Origin of the sequence: Arthrobacter ginsengisoli (genome assembly GCF_031456935.1) — a bacterium.
GTDB classification, from domain to species: Bacteria; Actinomycetota; Actinomycetes; order Actinomycetales; family Micrococcaceae; genus Arthrobacter; species Arthrobacter ginsengisoli.
Map to the genome: position 1 here is coordinate 280,040 of NZ_JAVDVQ010000003.1, position 22,207 is coordinate 302,246.

Annotated in this window: 24 protein-coding genes; 17 read left to right on the forward strand and 7 right to left on the reverse strand. The window is 66.3% G+C overall.

Going from position 1 to position 22,207, the window contains the following annotated elements; all coding sequences use genetic code 11:
* Positions 1-112: 112 nt before the first annotated feature.
* The gene (locus tag J2X01_RS05545; RefSeq protein ID WP_310051521.1) at positions 113-964 is read right to left on the reverse strand and encodes a DUF4386 domain-containing protein; all 852 of its coding nucleotides are present in this window, start codon (positions 962-964) and stop codon (positions 113-115) included.
* A 90-nt stretch (positions 965-1,054) separates the two neighbouring features.
* On the opposite strand from J2X01_RS05545, the gene J2X01_RS05550 reads away from it, so the two are divergent.
* The 11 genes from J2X01_RS05550 to J2X01_RS05600 all read left to right on the forward strand — a co-directional run bounded on the left by J2X01_RS05550 (position 1,055) and on the right by J2X01_RS05600 (position 9,149).
* Positions 1,055-1,726 carry a TetR/AcrR family transcriptional regulator gene (locus J2X01_RS05550; protein WP_310051523.1) on the forward strand — a complete coding sequence of 224 codons (672 nt, stop codon included), beginning with the start codon at positions 1,055-1,057 and terminating at the stop codon, positions 1,724-1,726.
* Between the two features lie 244 nt (positions 1,727-1,970).
* A complete protein-coding gene (locus J2X01_RS05555; protein WP_310051525.1) occupies positions 1,971-2,435 on the forward strand; it encodes an Asp23/Gls24 family envelope stress response protein in 465 nt (154 codons plus the stop codon).
* Entirely contained in the window at positions 2,432-2,623 is a 192-nt protein-coding gene (locus tag J2X01_RS05560) for a hypothetical protein (RefSeq protein ID WP_307461673.1), read from the forward strand. The genes J2X01_RS05555 and J2X01_RS05560 overlap by 4 nt, the downstream gene beginning before the upstream one ends.
* The gene (locus tag J2X01_RS05565) at positions 2,620-3,000 is read left to right on the forward strand and encodes a hypothetical protein (RefSeq protein ID WP_310051527.1); all 381 of its coding nucleotides are present in this window, start codon (positions 2,620-2,622) and stop codon (positions 2,998-3,000) included. The genes J2X01_RS05560 and J2X01_RS05565 overlap by 4 nt, the downstream gene beginning before the upstream one ends.
* A 107-nt stretch (positions 3,001-3,107) precedes the next feature.
* On the forward strand, positions 3,108-3,671 hold the full coding sequence (locus J2X01_RS05570) for a DUF6286 domain-containing protein (RefSeq protein WP_310051696.1): 564 nt from the start codon (positions 3,108-3,110) through the stop codon (positions 3,669-3,671).
* Positions 3,668-4,279: a hypothetical protein gene (locus J2X01_RS05575; protein ID WP_310051530.1), complete on the forward strand. Its 612-nt coding sequence runs from the start codon at positions 3,668-3,670 to the stop codon at positions 4,277-4,279. Before J2X01_RS05570 ends, J2X01_RS05575 begins: the two co-directional genes overlap by 4 nt.
* Positions 4,280-4,503: 224 nt before the next feature.
* Positions 4,504-5,790 (forward strand): ABC transporter substrate-binding protein, encoded by a 1,287-nt coding sequence (locus J2X01_RS05580; RefSeq protein ID WP_310051532.1) that lies wholly within the window; start codon positions 4,504-4,506, stop codon positions 5,788-5,790.
* Positions 5,791-5,797: 7 nt separating this feature from the next.
* Complete coding sequence (locus J2X01_RS05585; protein WP_310051533.1) at positions 5,798-6,832, forward strand: carbohydrate ABC transporter permease; 1,035 nt, start codon at positions 5,798-5,800, stop codon at positions 6,830-6,832.
* Positions 6,829-7,716 carry a carbohydrate ABC transporter permease gene (locus J2X01_RS05590; RefSeq protein ID WP_310051536.1) on the forward strand — a complete coding sequence of 296 codons (888 nt, stop codon included), beginning with the start codon at positions 6,829-6,831 and terminating at the stop codon, positions 7,714-7,716. The genes J2X01_RS05585 and J2X01_RS05590 overlap by 4 nt, the downstream gene beginning before the upstream one ends.
* A 10-nt stretch (positions 7,717-7,726) precedes the next feature.
* A complete protein-coding gene (locus J2X01_RS05595) occupies positions 7,727-7,981 on the forward strand; it encodes a hypothetical protein (protein WP_310051539.1) in 255 nt (84 codons plus the stop codon).
* Between the two features lie 88 nt (positions 7,982-8,069).
* Positions 8,070-9,149: a LacI family DNA-binding transcriptional regulator gene (locus J2X01_RS05600; RefSeq protein ID WP_310051541.1), complete on the forward strand. Its 1,080-nt coding sequence runs from the start codon at positions 8,070-8,072 to the stop codon at positions 9,147-9,149.
* A 44-nt stretch (positions 9,150-9,193) separates the two neighbouring features.
* Here the strand turns inward: J2X01_RS05600 and J2X01_RS05605 are convergent, their stop codons facing one another.
* The gene (locus J2X01_RS05605) at positions 9,194-10,102 is read right to left on the reverse strand and encodes a DUF8083 family protein (RefSeq protein WP_310051543.1); all 909 of its coding nucleotides are present in this window, start codon (positions 10,100-10,102) and stop codon (positions 9,194-9,196) included.
* 31 nt (positions 10,103-10,133) lie between these two features.
* Positions 10,134-10,940: an exodeoxyribonuclease III gene (locus tag J2X01_RS05610; RefSeq protein WP_310051546.1), complete on the reverse strand. Its 807-nt coding sequence runs from the start codon at positions 10,938-10,940 to the stop codon at positions 10,134-10,136.
* A 163-nt stretch (positions 10,941-11,103) separates the two neighbouring features.
* Between J2X01_RS05610 and J2X01_RS05615 the strand changes: the two genes are divergently transcribed.
* The 4 genes from J2X01_RS05615 (at position 11,104) to J2X01_RS05630 (ending at position 15,463) form a co-directional block, all read left to right on the forward strand.
* Positions 11,104-12,603, forward strand: a complete 1,500-nt coding sequence (locus tag J2X01_RS05615) for a CoA-acylating methylmalonate-semialdehyde dehydrogenase (RefSeq protein WP_310051548.1) — start codon at positions 11,104-11,106, stop codon at positions 12,601-12,603.
* The gene (locus tag J2X01_RS05620) at positions 12,603-13,676 is read left to right on the forward strand and encodes an enoyl-CoA hydratase/isomerase family protein (protein ID WP_310051551.1); all 1,074 of its coding nucleotides are present in this window, start codon (positions 12,603-12,605) and stop codon (positions 13,674-13,676) included. The genes J2X01_RS05615 and J2X01_RS05620 overlap by 1 nt, the downstream gene beginning before the upstream one ends.
* Complete coding sequence (gene mmsB / locus J2X01_RS05625; protein ID WP_310051555.1) at positions 13,669-14,619, forward strand: 3-hydroxyisobutyrate dehydrogenase; 951 nt, start codon at positions 13,669-13,671, stop codon at positions 14,617-14,619. Before J2X01_RS05620 ends, mmsB begins: the two co-directional genes overlap by 8 nt.
* 64 nt (positions 14,620-14,683) lie before the next feature.
* The gene (locus tag J2X01_RS05630) at positions 14,684-15,463 is read left to right on the forward strand and encodes an enoyl-CoA hydratase (protein ID WP_310051558.1); all 780 of its coding nucleotides are present in this window, start codon (positions 14,684-14,686) and stop codon (positions 15,461-15,463) included.
* Between the two features lie 29 nt (positions 15,464-15,492).
* Here J2X01_RS05630 and J2X01_RS05635 read toward each other — a convergent pair whose 3' ends face one another.
* Positions 15,493-15,921 carry a DUF1761 domain-containing protein gene (locus tag J2X01_RS05635; RefSeq protein ID WP_310051561.1) on the reverse strand — a complete coding sequence of 143 codons (429 nt, stop codon included), beginning with the start codon at positions 15,919-15,921 and terminating at the stop codon, positions 15,493-15,495.
* A 172-nt stretch (positions 15,922-16,093) separates the two neighbouring features.
* Between J2X01_RS05635 and J2X01_RS05640 the strand changes: the two genes are divergently transcribed.
* Positions 16,094-17,479 (forward strand): MFS transporter, encoded by a 1,386-nt coding sequence (locus tag J2X01_RS05640; RefSeq protein ID WP_310051564.1) that lies wholly within the window; start codon positions 16,094-16,096, stop codon positions 17,477-17,479.
* A 94-nt stretch (positions 17,480-17,573) separates the two neighbouring features.
* On the opposite strand, the gene J2X01_RS05645 is transcribed toward J2X01_RS05640, so the two are convergent.
* From J2X01_RS05645 to J2X01_RS05655, 3 genes are all read right to left on the reverse strand, one after another.
* Positions 17,574-18,428, reverse strand: a complete 855-nt coding sequence (locus J2X01_RS05645; RefSeq protein WP_310051567.1) for a LuxR C-terminal-related transcriptional regulator — start codon at positions 18,426-18,428, stop codon at positions 17,574-17,576.
* Between the two features lie 79 nt (positions 18,429-18,507).
* Positions 18,508-19,014, reverse strand: a complete 507-nt coding sequence (locus tag J2X01_RS05650) for a MarR family winged helix-turn-helix transcriptional regulator (RefSeq protein ID WP_310051571.1) — start codon at positions 19,012-19,014, stop codon at positions 18,508-18,510.
* Positions 19,015-19,050: 36 nt separating this feature from the next.
* Complete coding sequence (locus tag J2X01_RS05655) at positions 19,051-20,784, reverse strand: AMP-binding protein (protein WP_310051573.1); 1,734 nt, start codon at positions 20,782-20,784, stop codon at positions 19,051-19,053.
* Between the two features lie 266 nt (positions 20,785-21,050).
* Between J2X01_RS05655 and J2X01_RS05660 the strand changes: the two genes are divergently transcribed.
* Positions 21,051-22,184, forward strand: coding sequence for an acyl-CoA dehydrogenase family protein (locus J2X01_RS05660; RefSeq protein ID WP_310051698.1), 1,134 nt, complete (start codon positions 21,051-21,053; stop codon positions 22,182-22,184).
* Positions 22,185-22,207 lie beyond the last annotated feature (23 nt).

Here is a 22,207-nt window from a genome sequence, read left to right on the forward strand (position 1 = left end):
TGTTCTCCTGGGTCTTGGGGTGTGTGGCGGTCGATTCCCGGGCGAAGGTGCCGGAACGACTCGGGGACCTGGATCGACGGACAGGACATGTCCTGTCGATCGTCAGCGGGAACTACAGTGCAGTCGACTGCCAGGTCATGGCGCTTTGACTCGAGACGGGGACCGGCGCCGCTTCCACGGCAGGCGTCCGATCTGTCGGGCGCGGAGAGCGTACGCCCACGATGAGCAGGTACAGGACCATCCAGATTTCTGCGATGGCCGGAACGATGCCCAGGTAGACGTGGATCTGCTCAGCGAGCCCAGGGAGCAGGAACGCCGCGACGACGTCAACCAGGTAGCTGACCGTGGCCAGTATCAGCATGATGCCGAGTGCCTTGGGAAACAGCCGGGACTTGGACGCGAGATACCCCAACGGGGCCAGCCACAGTCCGAAGAAGACCTGGGCGGCGAGAACGGTGAAGTGCTGGATTTCCAGCAGGAGCAGCACGAGCGCACTGGACCCTAAGGGCCCGAACGCGGTTTCGTAGGAGCTGTCCGTCGCGACCTGCATCGCCACGAACGTGAAGACGGCGCTGATGGAGATGATGCCGGCGGCGATAAACACCGGCACCACCATGAGGCGGGCCGCGTGCTTGCCAACGTGCTTGAGCAGCAGGTAGAGCGTCACGGCGGTGAGCAGGAAGAACACAGCATCCGTGAGGTGGGCGATGACGCCAAAGCGCATGAGCCCCTCGTTGGCCACGACGTTCGCGGATGTGGCGGCCGCGTCACCGGCGACATACAGGGAGGGATCGACAAAGCCCTCAGAGAAGCCTCCTGTGATACCCACGACGAGGTAGAAGATGCCGCGACCCTTGCCAACCGCTGGGGTGAGGCGGGCGCGACCTCCGGGGGCTGCTCGAAAAATATTCCGTTTGGAGATTTCATGACGTTCCTTTCGAGTGGTGAACGCGGACGTCGCCACGCCATGCGTACAACGTATCTGTTACCGCGTACAATGTACACAGGTTGGGTCAAAGGTATCTTTGACTGTCGACAGAACAGGGGAGTGCCAATGTCCACAATGGCGATGAAGGATGAGGATCCACGCCCGGCCCTGAGCCGGCAGCGCGTAGTGCATGCGGCCATTGCGCATGCGGATTCAGCCGGGCTGGACGCGCTGACCATGCGGCAGGTCGCCGGGATGCTGCAGGTCGCCCCCATGGCCCTGTACCGCCATATCTCAAACAGGGACGACCTGATCGATGCGATGATCGATGTTCTGTTCGGCGAAATTGCTCTTCCCCTGGGCGGCACGGACTGGAAGACAGCCATGCGGGACCGGGCAATGTCGCTTCGCGATGTTCTCGCGCGCCACCGCTGGGCCATCGGCCTGATGGAGTCCCGGAGACGTCCCGGGCCGGCCAACCTGCGCCATCATGACGCGGTCATCGGCAAGCTGCGCTCGGCCGGTTTTGACATCGCGATGGTGGCCCACGCGTACTCACTGCTTGACGGGTACATTTACGGCTTCGCCCTGACCAAGATGAATATTCCGTTCAACACCACGGATGAAATGGCTGCGATGGCCCAGGACATGTTCGAGCCGTTTCCCGCCAACGAATACCCGAACCTGGCAGAGTTCGTCACGGACCACGTCATGAAGCCCGGCTACGACTACGGGGAGGAATTCGAGTACGGACTCGACCTGATCCTGAACGGACTGGAAGGGGCCCTTACCGCCTAGTGACAAGATCCTGCACTCTCGCGGATGACCTCTCCGCGGTGCTCGACGGCATCCCTGCAGGGCTCGCATCGGAAGCAGGAACGCCCAGGGCGCAGGCCGGCTAGCGTCGGGCCCGCGGCGAAGGCCGCAACACCGCCGCCGGCTGGACTCATGCCGGCCCCGACCCCACAGTATTCATCCCATAAGCGGCCACCTTGTTGGGGGCAGGTACTAGGGTGGTCTCAAAGAGAAGGGGGAGTGCCTCATGGAATACCAGAACTCTCAACCCGCTGCGGCCCGGGTGCCTGAGTTGCCCGCCACTGCGCCGATGCCGGGCAGCGGCCGGACCGTTATTTCCGAAGCCGCCGTCGCGAAGGTCGCGGGCATCGCGGCCCGCGCGGTCCCCGGCGTGTACTCCCTGGGCACCGGCCCGTCCCGCGCACTCGGCGCCTTCCGGGACGCCGTCGGCAGCTCGGATCACGCCGCCGGTGTCCGTGCCGAGGTCGGCGAAACCCAGGTGGCCGTCGATATTGACCTGGTGGCGCTCTACGGCACACCCCTGCACGCCCTGGCGGACCAGATTCGCGCCGCAGTCTATTCGGCGGTCGAAGAGCTTGTGGGGCTCCAGGTTATCGAGGTCAACATCGAAATCACCGACGTCTATGTACCCGGTCCGCCGAAGCCCGGCGCCGTGGCCGAGGCACGGCCTTCAAGGGAGGCAATCCAGTGAATCTCACTGTTGTGGGGATCGCAATGGGCGCATTCGTGGCGTTCATGTCCTTTCAGTTCGGCGCTTGGGGTTTCCTGGGCGCCCTGCTCTTCATGGGGATCGGAGCCCTGCTGGGCCGCGCCGCGGAAGGGAAACTGGACCTGCGCAGCGTGCTGGACGCCCTCACAGGCCGGCGTTCCTCCTCATGAGCGGCACCGCTGGCACTGTCCCCGCTGCCGTGCTGGCAGGACACACCAGGATCAGTTCCCAGGCGCTCACCAGCGTGGCGCAGGCTGCCGCGGCAGAAGCCCTAGGCGTCGCGCCGCAGGAAATTCGAGCCGAGTGGTCCGACGACGACGGGCTGTTGGCGCTGTCCCTTGCAGGACCCATTAGTGTCCCCTCGCTGACCGCAGTCCTGCGCGACCCCGCACGGGTCGAGGTCTTCGGCGGCTCCGTCTGGGACCGTGCCGTGGCAGCCAAAGCCGAGATCCTGCTCCGCGTGACCGAGCTGAGCGGTGCCCTGCTGAGCCGGGTGGACATTCGCATCAGCGGCGCCAGCATGAGTGAAGGAGGACGCGTCCATTGAGTTCCGACACCGACCACGATGCCAGCCATGGGCGCCACCTTCCGCCTGCTCCGAGCACCGGCCCATCCGCGGACGGCGCGGGTCCCGCGGGGGCCGGGGCCCGGGGCATGGACGAGATCCTCAAACGCGAGACCCACTCCTCGAGGGCCGTGGCCTCGATCATCGCCGCCGTCCTCGTGATCGTGCTGTGCGTCTACGCCCTTTTGGAAACTGCGGTCCGGGCCATCGGACAGCCGCCCTGGCTCGTGGACCCGCTGACCGCGGCGGAGCAGGTGGTGGCGCTCCCGAACGGGGTTCAGCCGCTCTTGCTGGGTGTCACTGGCGCGGTATTTGTGATGGCCGGACTGTTCTTCTTCCTGAACGCCGTGCTGCCCGGACGCCGGGCCCGTCACCTTCTGCCGGACCGCCGAGCCGCCGTCGTCGTGGATGACGAGGTGATTGCCTCCGCCCTGGCGCGCAGGGCTCGCGTAGCGGCCAATCTGAGCCAGGATCAGGTGATGGTCACCGTGTCCCGACAGCAGGTGCAGGTCAACGTCAGACCGACCTCCGGCGTGCCGCTGAGCCCGGATGCCGTACGTTCCGCGGTGCAGGACGAGCTCCGTGACATGCACCCGTCCCCCACCCCGGACGTGCGGGTCAATGTCTCTTCGGCAGGGGTGATCGGCGCGTGAACGGCACCCCCCGGATCCTCAACCGGGTCCTGCTGGGCATCTTGGGCGTCAAGCTCCTCGCCACCGGAATCCTGCTCATCCTGCTCGCGAGCGTTCCAGCCGTTGGGACCTGGTGGCAGGACTGGTCCGCCGGGGTGTGGAGCATTTGGCGTGACCTCTTCGAGCGCACGCGGTTCCCGGGACGGGCGGAGAGCTGGCTCTGGATTGTGGTGGTCCTGGCACTGCTCCTGCTCATTGGCGCCATGGTGGCTTGGGTAGCCCAGCAGGGCAAGGGCCGGGCCAACGTGCTCGTGTCCGAAGAGGACCCGGGCGAAGTGCCTGGAAATGTCAGAATCGGCAGCGGTGTGGCCGAGCAGGCGCTCCGGGCTGCCTTGGCAGACCGTCAGGACCTGGCCGGCACCACTGTCGCCACCTATGAATTCCGTGGCGAACCGGCCCTGAAAATCAGGATCCAGCCCCGCCACGGCGTGGCCCCGCACCGGCTCGCGGCCGAGGTGTCCGCCCTTGTGGAGGCGCTCGACGTCGCGCTCGGCCAACGCACGCTGGTGCTCATCCACGTCGCGGCCGGTGCGCGGTCTAGGTTCGGGCGGGCTGAGCGGGTCCGCTGACCCGTCGGTGGGGGCTTTCGTCAACCTCCCGGCCGGCTGGCGTGGGTGCCCGGCGAGCCGGCTTCGTAAAATAGCGCGTCATACTGTTGCCCCGGGCAGGGGTCTCGGTTCGGCAAAAGTTCTGTGTAAACGCTTGCATTCCTCGCCGGATGGTGATTATTGTGATGGGCACCACACGAACGCACCGCCGCCTTTGTCCGGTACTCAGCGAGGAGTCCTCCAGAATGAAATCACCGAAGTTCCTACTTTCCGTAGCAACAGCAGGCGTTCTAGCCCTGACCCTTTCCGCCTGTGGCGGCGGCGGAGGTGGCGGCACTACCAGCGGCAGCGACGCCGCCTCGCAGGGCTTGGACGGGCGCGGCCCCATCACCTACGTCCAGGGCAAGGACAACAGCAACGTGGTCCGTCCATTGATCGAGAAGTGGAACGCAGCCCACCCGAACGAGACGGTCACCTTCAAGGAGCAGACCGACCAGGCCGACCAGCAGCACGACGACCTTGTCCAGCACTTCCAGGCCAAGGACCCCGGGTACGACGTTGCAAGCGTCGACGTCGTCTGGACCGCCGAATTCGCCGCCAAGGGCTGGCTGCAGCCGCTCAAGGACAAGATGGCGCTGGATACCTCGGCCATGATCAAGCCGACCGTCGATGCCGCCTCCTACAAGGGCACGCTGTACGCTGCACCGGAATCATCCGACGGCGGCATCCTGTACTACCGCAAGGACCTGGTCCCCACGCCTCCGAAGACCTGGGACGAGATGATGAGCATGTGCTCCATCGCTCAGGCCAACAATATTGGCTGCTACTCCGGCCAGTTCAAGAAATACGAGGGGCTGACGGTTAACGCCTCCGAGGCGATCAACTCCGCCGGTGGAGCCGTGCTGGACGACAACGGCAAGCCCAACCTGCTCACCGCGGAGGCAAAGGCCGGCATGGCGAACCTGACCAAGGCCTACGCGGACGGCGATATCCCAAAGGAAGCCATCACCTTCCAGGAAGAGGAGAGCCGCCAGGCATTCCAGGACGGCAAGCTGCTGTTCCTGCGCAACTGGCCCTACGTCTACAACCTGGCCACTACCGAAGGTTCCTCGAAGGTCAAGGACGTCCTGGGCATGACCGCCCTCCCGGGCAAGGACGGTCCGGGCGCCTCATCGCTCGGCGGCCACAGCGCCGCGATCAGCGTCTACTCAAAGAACAAGGCCACGGCCTTGGACTTCCTGAAGTTCCTCACCACGGAAGAGACCCAGAAGTTCTTCGCCACGCAGGGTTCGCTCGCCCCGGTGCTCGGCTCGCTTTACGACGACGCGGAGCTCGTCGCCAAGCTGCCGTACCTGCCGGTCCTGAAGACCTCGATCGAGAACGCCGTGCCGCGCCCGGTCACCCCGTTCTACCCGGCCGTCACCAAGGCCATCCAGGAGAATGCCTACTCGGCCATCAAGGGCGAGAAGACTGTCGACGCTGCATTGTCCGACATGCAGAAGTCCATCGAATCCGCTAGCGCGGGACAGTAGGTCCAACATGGCAACAGAATTAGGCCCGACGACGGTCAAGGAACCGGCGTCGGGCGGGGCTCCGATCCACCACGCACCCAAGGGTGTCGGGGAGGATAACGCCATCGCGAGTCAGGGAAAGTGGGCATCCTGGCTTCTGGCGCCGACCATCATCGCGCTGGGCATCGTGATCGTGTACCCGATCATCACCGCCATTGTGATGTCCTTCCAGAAGGATGCTGGTCTGGACCCCGCCACGGGGCTCTTCGTCGAGGGCGGCCCGGCCGGCTTCTCCAACTACACCAACTGGATTTTCCAGCAGTGCCCGGCTCCCGGCGGCGGAACCGTCGACTGCCCGCCGGGAACACTCGGTGCGCAGTTCTGGTCCGCCACCGGCACCACCTTCTTCTTCGCCGCCGTCACGGTGACACTGGAGACGGTGCTCGGCTTCTGGATGGCCGTCATCATGGCACGGGCCTTCAAGGGCCGCAGCTTGGTCCGTGCAGCCGTCCTGGTGCCGTGGGCCATCCCCACCGCCGTAACGGCCAAGCTGTGGCTGTTCATCTTCGCCTTCGAAGGCATCGGCAACAAACTCTTCAACACCACCGTCCTGTGGACTGGCAGCGAATGGCCTGCCAGATGGGCCGTGATCATTGCGGATGTTTGGAAGACCACGCCGTTCATGGCGCTGTTGATTCTTGCCGGCCTGCAGATGATTCCCGCGGAAGTGTACGAGGCGGCCAAGGTCGACGGCGCCTCAGCCTGGCAGCGGTTCCGGATGATCACCCTGCCGCTGGTGAAGCCGGCGCTCATGGTGGCCATCCTGTTCCGCACCCTGGACGCTCTGCGCATGTTCGACCTCCCGTACATCCTCACGGGAGGCGCCAACAACACCACCACGCTGTCCATCCTGGTGATCAACCAGATCAGGCAGGGCTTCAATTCGGCGGCGGCATTGTCCACCATCACGTTCTTCATCATCTTTATAGTGGCCTTCATCTTCGTACGCTTCCTCGGGGCGAACGTGGTGGAGCAAACCGGCGCAGGTAAGGGGAAGAAATGACCGCCGCGACCGAACTACGCGCAGAGCAGGACCGGGGACGGAAGGCCGCGCAGAACCGCGAGAAGTGGGCCCAGGGACGCACCTACATCAGCGCGGCCGTGATTCTCTTCTGGTGCCTGGCCCCCGCGTACTGGATGGTGGTGACGGCGTTCCGCGACGTCGGCTACACCTATGACACATCGATCCTGCCGACCCACGTGACGCTGGACAACTTCAGGACGGCGTTCGACACGTCCTTCGGCAACCACTTCGGCCAGGCGCTGCTGAACAGCTTGTTCATCGGCACTGTCGTCACCCTGGTTTCGCTGGTGATCGGCGTGTTCGCCGCCTATGCCCTGGCCCGCTTGAACTTCAAGTTCAAGTATCTCGTGCTGGGCTTCATCCTGGGGGCCTCCATGTTCCCCGGCGTCGCCCTCATCACGCCGCTGTTCCAGCTCTTCACCAGCATCGGCTGGATGGGTACTTACCAGGCCCTGATCATCCCGAACATCTCGTTCGTGCTGCCGCTGACCGTCTACACCATGACGTCGTTCTTCCGGGAGATGCCGTGGGAGCTCGAGGAATCGGCGCGCGTGGACGGCTGTACGCAGGGACAGGCGTTCCGGAAGGTCATCATGCCGCTGGCGGCCCCGGCCATCTTCACGACGGCGATCCTGGCGTTCATCTCCTCGTGGAATGAATTCCTGATCGCCAGCCAGCTCTCGTCCGACGCAACCCAGCCGGTGACAGTGGCCATCGCCAGCTTCGCCGGCGCACAGCCCAACCAGATCCCCTACACGGCCATCATGGCCGCCGGAACGATCGTCACAATTCCGTTGGTAATCCTGGTGCTGATCTTCCAGCGTAAGATCGTCGCTGGGCTCACCGCCGGCGCTGTGAAGTGATGGCCCGGCCATGAACAATAAGCCGAACCGCGGTCTGGTGCGGAGCGAACACCGCCGCGTCCGCTCCGGGGAGGATTTCGACATCATCATCGGCTTCCTTGGTTTCTGGGCGCTCGTGCTGCTCGTGGTCACTGTCTGGATGGAGGTGACCGTACAGCCGGCGCTTGGCTGGGCACTGGGCCTGCTGGCCACACTGCTGGCTTTGTACGGAATGATCCGGCTGCGCCGTCGCCTGCCCGAAAGGACGGCAACCCGGCGCAACTGAAACGTGGGCTTTGTTGCCGTGGGGAGGCGGGCAGGGAACTCCTGCACCCAGCCATGGGGCGGCAGCAGTCAGTCGACAAGGGGATACGGTGGCAAAAACAACAGGCCGGGCGCATCGCGGAGGCCACTCCGGCGTCAGCATCGAGGATGTGGCCGCCGCCGCGGGAGTGTCCACCGCCACCGTGTCCCGCGCCGTCCGCGGCCTGCCCAGGGTTTCCCCGGCCACCCGGGAGAAGATCCTGGGTGTCGCCGAAGAACTGGGCTACGTTGCCTCCTCCTCGGCGTCCGGGCTGGCCACCGGGCGGACCAGGACGATCGGCGTGCTGGCCCCGTTCGTCAGCCGCTGGTTCTTTTCCAAGGCCATTGAAGGGGCGGACCGGGAACTGCACGCCCGGCAGTACAACCTCTCACTGTTCAATCTGGGCGGCCACGGCAGCCACCGTGAACGGCTCTTCAGCAAGACGATGGTCTACAAGCAGATCGACGCCCTGCTGGTGCTCTGCATGGCGCTGACGCATGAGGAGATCGAACACCTCCAAAAAATCGATATCCCCCTGGTCGTCGTCGGTGGCCACGTCGAGGAGTGCCCGTACATCGGTATCGACGACTACGCTGCCGCGGCAGCGGCCGTCCGGCACCTGATCGAGCTCGGCCACACCGAAATCGCCCTGCTGCACGGCGACGACGAAACCGACCTCAACTTTGACGTACCGCGGGTCAGGATCAAGGCCTTCCAGGACGTCATGGCCGAAGCCGGGCTGAATGTCCGAAAGGAATGGGACGAATGGGGGGACTTTACGGTCCGCAGCGGCCAGGACGCCTTCCACCGGCTTTGGGACCGGCCCGGGCCGAAGCCCACCGCAATCTTCTGCGCCTCGGACGAGATGGCCATGGGGATTATTTTCGAAGCCACCCGTGCCGGGGTGCGCATTCCCGAGGACCTTTCCGTGATCGGGATCGACGACCACGACTTTTCGGAGGCCATGGGCCTCACCACTGTTCGGCAGCGACCGGACGAGCAGGCCGAACTGGGCACCAAGATGCTCCTGGACGAGCTCGACGGAATCGCCGGGGCGGTGCGCTCCACCGTTGCCCCGCACCAACTGATCGTCCGAAGCTCGACTGGATCGCCGGGGCGTCGCGCTTCACCCTTGCCCCCCAGCAACTGATCGTCCGAGGCTCGACGGCGCCGCCCCGGAGCGCGGGCCGGCGGTCAGGACGCGCGGGCCAGTTGCCGGATCGGGATCCAGCGGGACGCCAGCCGTCGGTAGGCCGCGGCCGCGCCGGTCATGTCCCCTTCGGCCAAACACTCAATACCCAGCCGCACATCCATGGGTGAGTCATCCGGGTAGACCTTGTCGGCCACCGCGCCATAATCCAGTTCCACCACCGAGTCCTGGTGGAAGAGCTCCAGCCATTCGGTGAGCTGCGTGAGGTCCTCGAGCATGTCCAGGTCCGGTGCGGCAAGGGCCAGGTGCGCCACCGCATAGCGGACCCGCTCCAGGGCTTCGCCGATGGTCGCACGGATCCGCACGGTGACAATATGCCCCTCGGATTCCACCACGTCCGTGGGGTCTGATTCCTGGAACAGGCAGAACCAGCTGAAGGGGATGCCCCAGGTGGACGCCCGTGTGTGAACGCGGCCAAGCCCTGCGTGCGCGCGCACTTCGTTGATCCGCTCCTGGTGCTTGTCGCGCTGTTCTTCAGGGATCAGCAGCTGGGCCAGCGGGCCGTGGATTCCCTCCATCAAGGCGTTGGCGGCCAGCCCGGCCCGGAGCACCAGCTGGCTGGGGCAGTAGAGGAGGCTGTCCGGGTCCCCGGCGGCAGGAGTCTTGCCGCCGTCGTCGGCAGCGGGTGCCGCTGGGCGTGTGCTGTTCGGGCGGCCAACGATGCGGACCAGGTCCGTCGCCCCGGTGGGGAACGGGTCCCCGCCCGGTCGGGTGATGCGGCCCAGGGAGGCGAGCAGTTCGGAGTTTTCGACGGACGCGCGCGGCGCGCTTTGGGCCCCGGCTGAGCGCAAGGCCGCCTGCTGCTCCGCCGGGAACGCCTCCAGGGGTTCGTATATCCGGAGCGCGGAGGAGAACGGCAGCCCGGCCTGTCCGCGGTAGAGGTTGCCCGTCATTGGATCACCCCGCTTCCCTGGCGGACGCTCATCAGTCGCTCAACTCCACGATCACCGGGGCGTGGTCGGACGCGCCCTTTCCCTTGCGTTCCTCGCGGTCGATCGCTGCGCCCGTGACCCGGGCAGCCAGGGCGGGGGAAGCCAGGACAAAGTCGATCCGCATGCCCTCCTTCTTCGGGAAACGCAGCTGCGTGTAGTCCCAGTACGTGTAGACGCCCGGTCCGGGGGTGTGCGGCCGGACCACGTCCAGGAATCCGGCGTTCTCGAAGGCGCGGAACGCCGCCCGTTCGGGCTCGCTGACGTGGGTGAGGCCCTCGGTGCGGAAGTAGTCGATGTCCCAGACGTCGTCGTCCTGGGGTGCGATGTTCCAGTCGCCCATCAGGGCGATCTGTGCTTCGGGCTCCGCCTGGAGCCGGCCCTCGGCGTGGGCCCTCAACGCGTCCAGCCAGCCGAGCTTGTACGGCATGTGCTCGTCGTTCAGGGCCCGGCCGTTGGGGACGTAGAGGCTCCAGACCCTGATGCCGCCGCAGGTGGCGCCGATGGCGCGGGCTTCCTGCACGGCGTCCTTGCCGTTCTTGCCGAAGACGGGCTGGTCCAGGAAGGTGCGTTCGACGTCGTCGAGCCCCACCCGGGAGGCGATGGCGACACCGTTCCACTGGCTCACGCCGAAGTGCGCTACTTCGTACCCCATGCGCTCGAACAACTCCCAGGGGAAGTTGTCGTCCTTGCACTTGGTTTCCTGGATGGCCAGGACATCACAGTCGGTGCGCTGAAGCCAGGCTTCAACACGGTCGGCACGGGCGCGGAGCGAGTTCACATTCCAGGTTGCTATCTTCACACTCCCTAACTTACCGAACTTGGCTGCCGGACGAGGCTGCCGGGCGGCCGCGGCTCTGGAATTTAGTAGGAAGTCCGAGTATATTCGGGAGCAGAGATGGCGTGGGTCACACGCGGCCCCGCCGTCACTTCGGCAATCACACGGTGCAAAGGAGCATTCCATCATGGTTCGCGAGCTATCCCACTACATTGACGGACAGCATGTTGAAGGCACTTCGGGGCGCTTCAGCGATGTCTACGATCCGTGCACGGGCGAGGTCCAGGCCAGGGTTCCGCTGGCCAGTACCGAGGAAGTCCGCAACGTGGTCTCCAACGCGGAGAAGGGCCAGCTTGTATGGGCTGCCATGAACCCGCAGCGCCGCGGCCGGATCCTGCTCAAATTCGTCGATCTGGTCAACCAGAACCTGGACGAACTCGCCACCCTGCTGTCCTCGGAGCACGGCAAGACGTTCCTCGACGCGAAGGGCGACATCCAGCGCGGCATCGAGGTTGTGGAATTCGCCGCCGGCGCCCCGCACCTGCTCAAGGGCGAATTTTCGGACAGCGCCGGTGCCGGGATCGACGTCCACTCGCTGCGCCAGCCGCTCGGCGTCGTCGCCGGCATCACCCCCTTCAACTTCCCGGCCATGATCCCGCTCTGGAAGTCCGGCCCGGCCCTCGCCGCGGGAAACTCCTTCATTCTCAAGCCGTCCGAACGTGACCCCTCCGTGCCGCTGCGGCTCGCCGAGCTCTTCACCGAGGCCGGCCTGCCGGCGGGCGTGTTCAACGTCGTCAACGGGGACAAGGAAGCGGTGGATGCGCTGCTGGAGGACCCGCGGGTCCAGGCCATCGGCTTCGTCGGCTCCACGCCGATCGCCCAGTACATCTACGCCACGGCCGCCGCTAACGGCAAGCGCGCCCAGTGCTTCGGCGGCGCCAAGAACCACATGGTGATCATGCCGGACGCGGACCTCGACATGGCCGCGGACGCCCTGATCGGCGCCGGCTTCGGCTCCGCCGGCGAACGCTGCATGGCGATCTCGGTGGCGGTCCCCGTCGGCAAGGCCACCGGCGACGCGCTCGTCGCGAAGCTGGAGGAGCGGATCGCGGACCTCAAGGTCGGCCACAGCCTCGCCAAGGACTCTGACTTCGGCCCCGTGGTGGCGGCCTCCGCCAAGGAGCGGATCGAGGGCTACATCCAGGCCGGCGTCGACGAGGGCGCCACCCTGCTGACCGACGGCCGCGGACTCAAGGTCGAAGGCTATGAGAACGGCTTCTGGATCGGCCCCACGCTGTTCGACAACGTCACCAAGGACATGACGATCTACAAGGAAGAGATCTTCGGGCCGGTGCTGAGTGTGCTCCGCGCGGAGGACTACGACGAGGCCCTGCGCCTGTGCAGCGAGCACGAGTTCGGCAACGGCGTGGCCATCTTCACCCGCGACGGCGACTCCGCCCGCGACTTCGCCAGCCGTGTCCAGGTGGGCATGGTGGGCATCAACGTCCCCATCCCGGTCCCGATTGCCTACTACACCTTCGGCGGCTGGAAGGCCTCCGGCTTCGGCGACCTCAACCAGCACGGCGCGGACGCGTTCCGCTTCTACACCAAGACCAAGACGGTCACCACCCGCTGGCCCTCCGGCATCCGCACCGGCAGCAGCTTTGTGATGCCGGAAGGCAGCTGATGGCGGGGAAGCACTCCCCGGACACCCCGGCGGCGGAGGTGCTCTTCGAACGGCGCGGCCGGTTGGGCGTGACCACGCTCAACCGGCCCCGGGCGGTCAACGCGCTGACCGCGGGGATGGCATCGGCGATGCTGGAGCAACTTCTGCGCTGGTCAGACGACGATGCCGTGGCGGCGGTGCTGGTCCGCGGTGCCGGCGACCGGGGGCTGTGCGCTGGCGGCGACATCGTGGCCATCTACCGCGACATGCTCGACGGCGGCGACGCGACCGCTGATTTCTGGGCCGAGGAATACAGGCTGAACGCGCTTATCTCCGGCTACCCCAAGCCGTATGTGGCGTTCATGGACGGCCTGGTCCTCGGCGGTGGTGTGGGGATTTCCGCGCACGGCTCGGTCCGGATCGTCACCGAACGCACCCGGATGGGCATGCCGGAGACCACAATCGGTTTTGTGCCCGACGTCGGCGGAACGCTACTGCTCTCCCGCTCACCGGGGGAGTCGGGCACGCATGCAGCACTGACAGGTGCGCACCTGAGCGGCTCCGACGCGCTGTTCCTGGGCCTCGCGGACCACTTCGTTCCGTCCGCGAAGCTCGCGGAACTGGCCGAGGCGCTGGAGAGTGAGGCGCCGGACGCCGCCGTCGCGCGCTTCGCCGAGGAGGAGCCGCCGTCGGTCCTCGCGGCGCAGCAGGAATGGATTGATGCCTGCTATTCGAGTGACGACGCCGAGGAGATCGTTCGCCGGCTGCGCACCGCGGGCGGGGAAGCCTCCGAAGCCGCTGACACGATCGAAGCCAAGTCGCCGACGGCCGTGAAGGTGGCGCTGGCATCCCTGCGCCGGGCCAGGGGGCTGAGCCTTGAGGAAGCGCTGGAACAGGAGTACCGGGTGGGGCTGCGGTTCCTCGCCGGGCCCGACTTCCGCGAAGGCATCCGCGCCCAGGTCGTAGACAAGGACCGCAACCCGCACTGGCAGCCGGCCACGCTCGCGGAAGTTAGCCGTGACAACGTCGAATCGTATTTCGCACCGCTGGGTGATCGTGAACTGATCCTTTCGAGGGAGCGCAACAATGTCTGAAACGCCGCCGTCTGAACCGAGCCGGTCCGGGACGCCCGCCGGCCCGGTCGCCTTCCTGGGCCTGGGCCACATGGGCGGGCCAATGGCCATCAACCTGGTTGCTGCCCGCTATACTGTCACCGGCTTCGACGTGGTGCCGGCCGCGCTGGAAACCGCCCGGGCGCACGGCATCGCCACCGCGGACACCGCCGCCGAGGCCGTGGCGGGTGCCGCCGTCGTGCTGACCATGCTTCCCAGCGGCCAGCACGTGCTGGATGCCTACCGCGGCGCTGGGGGGCAGCCGGGTCTGCTGGAGGTCGCCCGGCCGGGCACCCTCTTCCTGGACTGCTCCACCATCAACGTGGATGAGGCCCGGCAGGCGGCCGCACTCGCCGTCGCGGCCGGCCACCGGGCCGTGGACGCGCCGGTTTCCGGCGGGGTTGTGGGCGCCGAAGCGGGCACCCTGACCTTTATGGTGGGGGCGCTGCCGGAGGACTTCGAGGCGGTCCGGCCGATGCTCGAGGTGATGGGCAAGCGTGTGGTCCACTGCGGGGAGCACGGCGGAGGGCAGGCCGCGAAGATCTGCAACAACATGATCCTCGGTGTCTCGATGATCGCCGTCAGCGAAGCCTTTGTGCTCGGCGAGAGGCTGGGACTGACGCACCAGGCGCTCTTCGACGTCGCCTCCGCAGCCTCCGGCCAGTGCTGGGCGCTGACCACCAACTGCCCGGTGCCGGGACCGGTGCCCACGAGCCCCGCGAACCGCGACTATCAGCCCGGCTTCGCGGGAGCCCTCATGGCGAAGGACCTCAAGCTGGCGCTGAACGCACTGGAAAGCACCGGCGTCGCCGCCAGACTGGGGCCGCTCGCGTCCGAAATCTACGATAATTTTGCCGCGGAAGGCGGGGCGGGCCGGGACTTCTCCGGCATCATCACCGACATCCGGGACAAATCCGAACACTAGCCAGGTTCCAAATACTGGCCAGCCGAACACCGAACATTTCTGAACAGCAGCTAAGGGGACAGGCATGACAGAGCACTACACAAACATTCTGGTGGAGCGGCGCGGCCGGGTGGGACTCGTGACGCTTAACCGGCCGGAGGCACTGAACGCCCTCAACAAGGCCACCATGGACGAACTCGTGGCCGCGGTGTCGGCCATGGATGCCGACCCGGAGGTAGGGGCGGTCGTGCTGACCGGATCCGCAAAGGCCTTCGCCGCCGGTGCGGACATCAAGGAGATGCAGTCCAAGGGCTACATGGACATGTATGCCGCGGACTGGTTCCGGGGCTGGGAAGACTTCACCCGGCTGCGGATCCCGGTGGTCGCGGCCGTGTCCGGGTTCGCCCTGGGTGGCGGCTGCGAGCTCGCGATGATGTGCGATTTCATCATTGCCGGGGACAACGCCAAGTTCGGCCAACCGGAAATCAATCTGGGCGTGCTACCCGGGATGGGCGGCTCACAGCGGCTCACCCGCGCGGTGGGCAAGTCCAAGGCGATGGACATGATCCTGACCGGGCGCTTTATGGACGCCGAGGAAGCCGAACGCGCCGGTCTTGTGTCCCGTGTGGTGCCGGCCGCGGACGTGGTGGACGAGGCCTTGAAGGCCGCCGCCGTGATTGCCTCCAAGTCCAAGCCGGTGGCGATGGTGGCCAAGGAAGCCGTCAACACCGCGTTCGAGACCGGGCTGGCCCAGGGTGTGCTGTTCGAACGGCGCGTGTTCCACTCGCTGTTCGCCACGGAGGACCAGAAGGAAGGCATGGCGGCCTTCGCCGAGAAGCGGCAGCCGGACTTCACGCACCGCTAGCCAAGGGCTCCGCAGACCCCTGCGAGGCCTCACGCCGCGCTGATGCCGAACAGGCCGATGATCAGGGCCATCACCATGAGTGTCACGAATTCGTGCGCGCAGTTCAGCACCGTCAGGCCGGCCGGGCGGCCTTCGAAGGCATCGTGGGTGATGAAGCGCGCCGCCGTGAACCCGGCCCACAGGATCAGGGCCGTGACCAGGGTGTTGACCAGGAAGTCCCCGCCGTAGAAGTGCTGCGAGATGGCGGCGGCCCCGGCCAGCACCGAGGCGCTGACGAAGCTGACGACCAGCGTGATCAGGATCGGCTTGACGGCGTCCTTGGCGTCCCCGCTCGGGGTGACCTTGGCGACGCGCATCCAGTAATTGCCGAACACCTTCGGCGTGTACCAGACGGATCCGACCACCATGCTGGACAGCGTGGCCAGCAGTACTGCCCAGATGTTGATCTCCGGAATCATTGCGCTCCTCAGGTTCCGCGTTGGTTTCTTCACGAAGTCTAGGGGACCGCCCGGGCTGTCCCGCGCTTTTGGGAACTACCTCTTTTAGGAGGTAGTTGGATGTCCACGCTTTTCGTTACGGTGATCCAAGTCACAAAGCCGCGCAACGGGGCTGACACCAAAGGAGATTGCCATGACTTCAGTTTCACCGATTTCGCCGGCCGGGCTGCAGGCGCCGCCCAGCCGCAAGACCCTGCGCAAGGTTGCCTTCGCGAGCGCCGCCGGAACCACCATCGAGTTCTATGACTTCTTCATCTACGGCACCGCTGCCGCACTGGTCTTCCCGGTCGTGTTCTTCCCGGCCCTGGGCGCCGCGGCCGGCACCATCGCCTCCTTCGGCACGTTCGCCGTCGCCTTCTTCGCCCGTCCCGTCGGCGCAATCATCTTCGGCCACTTCGGCGACCGGATTGGCCGGAAGAAAACCCTCATCACCACGCTGCTCATGATGGGTATCGCCACCGTGATGATCGGCCTGATTCCGGACGCCAGCACCATCGGCGTGGCAGCCCCCATCCTGCTGGTGGTGCTCCGCTTCGTGCAGGGCCTCGCTGTGGGCGGCGAATGGGCAGGCGCCACGCTTCTCGTGGCCGAATATGCGCCGAAGGGAAAGCGCGGGCTGTTCGGCTCCTTCCCGCAGATCGGCCCGTCCGTTGCCTTCGCCCTGGCCAGCGGCACGTTCCTCCTCACCAACCTGACGCTGGGGGACAAGTCCGAAGCCTTCATCACGATCGGCTGGCGGGTGCCGTTCATTCTCAGTGCGGTGCTGGTTCTCGTGGGCCTGTGGGTCCGGCTGAGCATCGAGGAAACCCCGGTCTTCAAGAACGCCGCCACGGTCACCACATCCAGCACCAAGCTGCCCATCCTGGAGTCCATCAAGCGCCAGCCGCGCGAGATCCTCCTCGCCGGTGGCTCCCTGACGCTGCTCTTCGCTCTCTTTTACCTTGGCACCGCGTACCTCACCAGCTATGCCACCAGCCCCGCCGGCATGCAACTGAGCCGGGTGGAAGTGCTGAGTACCGGTATCGTCGCCTCGTTTTTTGTCGCTGCCGCCACGCTGGCCTCCGGCGTCCTCTCGGACCGCTTCGGCCGCAAGAAGGTCATCGCCACCTCCTGCATCCTCGCCGTGCCGTGGTCCCTCCTGCTGTTTCCGATCCTCAGCGCGAACACCGTTTTCGCCTTCGGTCTCGGCCTCACCGTCACCCTGGTGATCTTCGCCATCGCCTACGGCCCCGCCGGGGCGCTGCTTCCGGAGCTCTTCGAGACCCGGTACCGCTACACCGGCGCCGGCATGGGCTACAACCTGGCAGGCGTCGTCGGCGGAGGCATTGTTCCCCTTGTGGCGGCCCAGCTCGCCGGCACGTCGGGAGCGTGGTCCATCGGGGTCCTGCTCGCCGGGATCGGTGTGTTCAGCGTTCTGTGCACGCTGGCCCTGCCCAACCGTGAAAAGCGGGGGCTGGAAGACGGCAAGCCGCACACCTCCTCGGAGCAGCCGGTCACCGAGCCCGCCGCCCGTCCCTAGGGGTCTGGGCCGAGGCCATCGAGGCTGCGGTTCAGGCTTCGGGGGATCCGCGGGTGGGGGAGCGGGGTTGCCGGTGACATCCGGCAGCCCCGTTCTACGGGATCAGTCCCAGCCGGCGGGCCGCGGACACGGCCTCAAGCCGGTTGTGCGCCGACAGCTTGGCCATCGCGTTCTGCAGGTAGCTCTTGACCGTCACCGCTTTCAGGCCCAGGCGCTCCGCGGTTTCCTGGTAGGAACAGCCGAGCGCAACCTGCGCCAGCACATCGAGTTCACGGCGGGCCAGCCGGGCCGTCGGATGGACACCGTCGGCTGGCGGTGGCGCCAGGTGAGTGCCGATGATGTCCAACTGCCGCGCCAGTTGGGGATCGGACACCGTCCCCGCCAGGGACCGCAGCTCTGCGTGGGCCTCCCGGACATGCTCCAGCCAGCTCCGGTCCAGGGCCAGGGCCGGCTCGGCCCGTGCCGTGTTGATGATCGAGACCCGCCGGTCCACTTCGTCCCGGACCCGCAGCTCGGCAGCGATCTCGCAGGCCGCCTCCATCGCCTCGCACACAGCGTTTTCCCCCAGCGGGACGCTGTCCCTGCTGGCGACGTACAGCACCGCCCGCGACCGGTCCTGGACCACCACGGGGACGGCCGCCATCGACGTCAGGCGTTCCCGCCGGACGGCGACATCGTATTCATGGGTGATTCCCTCGGAAGCGATGTAGTCCTCGACGAGGAACGGCCGCCGCTGCGTGAAGACCCGGCCGCCGAGACCCGCACCGGGGACGACGACGACCTGGTGCAGGCTGGACGTGGCGGTGCCAAGGAAGTCCGTCAGCTGCAGCAGTTCGCCGCTGGCCAGCCCGGCGAAGAGCACGGCCGGCCGGAACCTGCCGGAGAGCAGGCGCAGCGAGGCACGGAGCAGCTCCCGGTCATCGGGGCGGGAATAGGCGTTCGGCTGCATGAGTCGTCTCCTGGTGCCGCGGAACCCACCACAGCGTTGTGACGGGGACGTCAGTTCTGTTGAGGCCTTCCGGCCGGGGTCACTCGCTGAAATCGCCGGCATTGCGGCGGAAGGTTCCCAGGATCCCTATCAGCTGGTCGACATCCTGGTCGGCGAAACCGGACTGGGCGAACACCTCGGAGTTGAGCGCCGCCGTCGCCCGTTTCGCCAGCGTCCGCCCCTCCTGGGTGAGTTCAATCAGGGTGGTGCGACCGTCCGTCGGATGCGGCGAGCGGATGACCAGTCCCGCCTGCTGCAGCCGGTCGACGGCGTTCGTCACCGAGGTGGGATGGACCTGCAGCAGCGCACTCGCCTTGTTCATGGGCAGCGCGCCGCTGCGGGCGAAGCTCAGCAGGGCGAGCAGTTCGTACCGGGCAAACGTCAGCCCGAAGGGCTTCAGGACCCCTTCGATCCGGGCCAGCAGGATCTGCTGGGTCCGCATGATGGCCGTGATGGCAGCCATCGGGGCCGCGACGTCGGACCAGCCGTGCCGCTCCCAGTTCAACCGGGCGTCGGCGATCGGATCACGCGGCAGCGGCGATGCCACGGCACCTCCTGCAACTCGACCTGAACCTCATCGGATTCAGCCTAGCTTTTCGGCCGGGCTCTTCAGCCCGGGGAAGTCGGCCTCGGAGTACTCCGTGCCGAGCCCGGCGGGAACCGTCCCGCCACCGTGGCGCAGTTCCTCGCTGTGCCGCAGCTCCACGCGCCGAATCTTGCCCGAGATGGTTTTGGGCAGCTCGGCGAATTCGAGCCGGCGGATCCGCTTGAACGGAGCCAGATGGTCGCGGCAGTACTGCAGGATCTCCTCGGCGAGTTCCGGGCCGGGCTCGTGCCCGGCGGCCAGGACCACAAACGCCTTCGGCACTGAGAGCTTGAGCGGGTCGGGGGAGGGAACGACGGCGGCCTCGGCCACCGCCGGGTGCTCGATCAGCACACTTTCCAGCTCGAACGGGGACAACCGGTAATCCGAGGACTTGAAGACATCGTCGCCGCGGCCCACGTAGGTAATGATGCCGCGCTCGTCCCGGCTGGCCATGTCGCCCGTGTGGTAATAGCCGTCACGGAATGCCTCCGCCGTCTTTTCGGGATCCCCGTAGTAGGCCTTCATCAGCCCGACGGGGCGGGGGTCCAGGCGCAGGCAGAGCTCGCCGTCGTCGGCTTCCGCGCCGGTGGCGGGGTCCACCAGGACGACGTCGTAGCCCGGCAGCGGCTTGCCCATGGCGCCGATCTTGATCGGCTGGCCGGGAGTGTTCGCAATCTGCACCGTGGATTCGGTCTGGCCGAAGCCGTCGCGGATGGTCTGGCCCCAGGCGCGCTGGACCTGGTCGATCACCTCGGCGTTGAGCGGCTCGCCGGCAGACACCACCTTGGTGGGCGGGTTCCTGAGCATGGTCAGATCGGCCTGGATGAGCATGCGCCAGACGGTGGGAGGGGCGCAGAAGCTCGTGACTGATTCTTGGTCCATCTGCTCCATGAGTGCCTTCGCGTCGAAGCGCTCGTAGTTGTAGATGAAGACGCAGGCTTCGGCGATCCACGGCGTGAAGACATTGGACCAGGCGTGCTTGGCCCACCCGGGCGAGGCCACGTTGAGGTGCACATCGCCGGGTTCCATCCCGATCCAGAACATGGTCGACAGGTGGCCGACGGGGTAGGAGGTGTGCGTGTGCTCCACCAGCTTGGCCTTGGAGGTCGTACCCGAGGTGAAGTAGAGCAACAGGGTTTCGTCGGCCCGGGTCGGCGCGTCCGGGGCGAACGCTTCCCCCGCCCCGGCCGACTCCGTGTACTGCAGAGCGGACGGGTTCGCGGCTCCGCCGATTTCGATCAGCGTGTAGTCGCCCGGGACTTCGTCGAACTTCTTGATATTGGCGCTTCCGACGGTGGCCCAGTTGGCGCCGCCGCGTTCCACCCGGTCCCTGAGGTCCGCCGGTCCCATCAGGGTAGTGGTGGGAATCATCACGATGCCCAGCTTGATCCCGGCGAGCATCAGTTCCCAGAGTTCCACCTGGTTGCCGAGCATGATGATCATCCGGTCCCCGCGCCGCACGCCCTGGCTGCGCAGCCAGTTGGCCACCTGGGCGGACCGCCGGGACAGCTCGGCGAAGCTGCGCCGCGTGGCAGAGCCGTCCTGCTCGACGATGACGAGCGCCGGATTGTTCGCTTTGACCGGGTCCGCCGCGATCTGGTCGAACCAGTCGAGGGCGAAGTTGAAGTGTTCAAAGCGCGGCCACTGGAATTCGCTTCGTGCCGCCTCGTAGTCCTTGCGGAGGTCCAGCATGCGGTCGCGTGCTGCGCGGAATTCCTCAGTGACGGTCATAGTGCACCTTTCGAAAGTCTTGTCGGCGCAGCCTTTGCAAGCCCGGCGCCGTTGCCAGGGATCTCCAGTTTTCTCGTGATCCCCATCACTGTGCAATATACTAGGACATCCAAGGGTTTGGAAGGGCCGACTCGGTCCACGATGGGACCACGATGAAGGGATACATGCCCGTGCAGCCACAAGGACGTGCCAGCGGACAGCAAGCCATTGAGGATGAAACAGCGCTGGCGGGCGCGGCGGCACCGCCGTTCCCGGACGCCGATCTGATGCACATCGTGGACCTGTTGCCCCCGGAGGAACAGGTCCGGTACCAGGAAATCCGTGACTTCCTCCAGTCCCGGATCCGGGCGGCCTCGATCGACTACTGGAACCGCGAGGAGTTCCCCTTCGGGCTGCTCGCCGAGCTCGGCAAGTACGGCCTCGGCGGCCTGCAGACGGACGGCACCTCCAAGCTGTTCAAGGGCCTGATGTACGTCGAGGTGGCCCGGGCCGACGTGTCCCTTTCGGCCCTCGTGGGGATCCACAACGAGCTGATCGTCGGCATGATCGACCAGCTCGGCTCGGAGGAGCAGAAGGCGCGCTGGCTGCCCGGGCTCACGGCGCTGACGCAGATCGGCGCCTTCGCCCTGACCGAGCCGGACCACGGCTCGGACATCGCCGGCGGGCTGGCCACCACGGCCCGGCGCGAGGGCGGCGAGTGGGTGATCAACGGTGCCAAACGCTGGATCGGCGCCGGCACCATCGCGGACTTCGCCCTGGTCTGGGCGCGGGATGTCGCGGACCAGCAGATCAAGGGCTTCATCGTGGAGACCGACCGCCCGGGCTACACAGCGACAAAGATCGCGAACAAGATCGGGCTGCGGATCATGCAGAACGCGGACATTGTGCTCGACGACGTCCGTATCCCGGAGTCCAACCTGCTCCCCGGGGCCACGGACTTCTCCAAGGCCAACGAGCTGCTGCGCGATTCGCGCGCCTGGGTGGGCTGGCAGGCCGCCGGCATCCAGCTGGCCGCGTTCGACGTCGCGCGGGCTTATTCGCTGGAGCGCAAGCAGTTCGGCAAGGAGTTGGCACGCTTCCAGCTGGTCCAGCAGCAGCTGGCCGAGATTCTGGGCAACGCGTCCGCCTCGCTGTCGCTGATGGCGCAGCTGGCCAGGATCCAGGCAGACGGCAAGCTCGAAATGGTCCAGGCCGCGATGGCCAAATCCACCACCACCCGGCTGGCCCGGGCTTCGGTGGCGATGGGGCGCTCGCTGATGGGCGGCAACGGGATCAGCAGCGACTACGAGATGGGCAAGCTCTTTGGCGACGCCGAAATTCTCTACACCTACGAGGGCTCCTACGAGATCAACTCCCTGATTGTGGCCCGGGCCGTGACCGGCAAGTCCGCTTTCGTGTAGCACGACCGTTCCCCGGGTTTCGG